We start from the raw sequence: 228 nt of genomic DNA, 5'->3' as shown, positions 1-228 counted from the left end.
TGCCAATGGCAGCGTCACGCTTGACCAGCTCCGCGCTGTGGTGCATTCCAACACAACCAATCCCGATGACTCGACGAGCCTGACCTCGGACAACCTGGTGACGCTGACGGCAACCAAGACCGACGGGGACGGCGACAGCGCCCAGGCGACGCTGAACATCGGGCAGAACCTGGTGTTCAAGGACGACGGGCCGAGCATCAGTACCACTGGCGTGGAACCGACGTTGAT

At 62.3% G+C, this 228-nt stretch carries 1 protein-coding gene; it reads left to right on the top strand.

Annotated features, from left to right (window positions below):
• On the top strand, positions 1–228 hold a 228-nt coding region (locus tag J4D25_RS26835), incomplete at both ends, for a DUF5801 repeats-in-toxin domain-containing protein (RefSeq protein ID WP_258536633.1).

Source organism: Pseudomonas sp. GW456-L13 (assembly GCF_017350115.1).
GTDB classification, from domain to species: domain Bacteria; phylum Pseudomonadota; class Gammaproteobacteria; order Pseudomonadales; family Pseudomonadaceae; genus Aquipseudomonas; species Aquipseudomonas jessenii.
Note: the sequence above shows the minus strand (reverse complement) of the source record. Positions and strands in the feature narration are given on the sequence as shown.